This is a genomic window from Gillisia xinjiangensis, from assembly GCF_046298265.1.
Lineage (GTDB): Bacteria > Bacteroidota > Bacteroidia > Flavobacteriales > Flavobacteriaceae > Gillisia > Gillisia xinjiangensis.
On the sequence record NZ_JBKAHK010000095.1, the window covers coordinates 1 to 559 of the forward strand.

The window sequence follows — 559 nt, forward strand, 5'->3', positions numbered from 1 at the left end:
GAATTAACGCAATTGCTGCGCAGCATGGAATTTCATGCTGCGCAGCAATTCTTCGCTCAGACGCAGCAGGCGGTCTCGCGGCCGGCGGCCGGCGGCGTGCCGCAGGACTGGTCGCTGCAGCAAGCGACAGCCGGCAGGTCTTCGCCGTAGACGACCGCTTCGCCGTGACTGTGGAAAGTCTCCCAGGCGATTCCCTGGGGATCATTCACCCAGGCCTTGTGGGAGCGGGCGTAGCAGCAGGTCGTGTCCTTCTGCTCTACCAGGCGCGCACCGGAGGCGGCGAGCCGCCCGGCGACCTCGCGCAGTTCGGCCTCGTCTTCGACCTGGATGCCCAGGTGATCGAGGCCTGCTTGGCGGGCGCGCTGGGACATGGCGAAGTTCACCCGCGGGTCGTCCAGCATCCACTTGGCGTAGTCGTGCTTCAGGACAGCGGGGGCGCCGCCGAACAGGTTGGTATAGAAGTCAACCGAGGTGGCGAGATCGTCGACGCTGAGATGGACGTGAAGGCGCTTCATCGGGCGGACTCCTTAGGGCTTGAAGGGGGTGTGCTGAGGGCTGC

1 protein-coding gene is annotated in these 559 nt (G+C 65.5%); it reads right to left on the reverse strand.

All coding sequences use genetic code 11. From position 1 onward, the window contains the following. Positions 1-56: 56 nt before the first annotated feature. Positions 57-515 carry an ArsI/CadI family heavy metal resistance metalloenzyme gene (locus tag ACKGJN_RS16660; protein WP_340116542.1) on the reverse strand — a complete coding sequence of 153 codons (459 nt, stop codon included), beginning with the start codon at positions 513-515 and terminating at the stop codon, positions 57-59. Between the last annotated feature and the right edge of the window lie 44 nt (positions 516-559).

Coding starts and splice junctions, on each gene's coding strand:
- ACKGJN_RS16660 (WP_340116542.1), bottom strand. CDS start 515: ATGAAGCGCCTTCACGTCCATCTCAGCGTCGACGATCTCGCCACCTCG.